The following is a 216-nucleotide window of genomic DNA, read 5'->3' on the forward strand; positions in this document are numbered from 1 at the left end:
ATATCTGTAGGTTCAACCCAAACATTAAGAGAAGCAAATGCCACGGCTGCAGCTCAAAAGTACTTCGATGTAAACTTATCTACTGCACTAAAAACCACCTCTCCATCGCTGTCATCACCTGTATTTTCCTATGATGATGAGGACAATGTCTCGATAAGTTTAAACGCCACTGGCAATATGCCTACTTCATTCATTCAATTATTAGGTTTTGATACC

1 pseudogene is annotated in these 216 nt (G+C 39.4%); it reads left to right on the forward strand.

The features are described from left to right. Nucleotides 1-216, forward strand: a pseudogene (locus AB4585_RS28820) (VWA domain-containing protein); the annotation flags it as partial.

The organism is Vibrio sp. 10N.222.49.C9, assembly GCF_041474985.1.
Lineage (GTDB): Bacteria > Pseudomonadota > Gammaproteobacteria > Enterobacterales > Vibrionaceae > Vibrio > Vibrio crassostreae_C.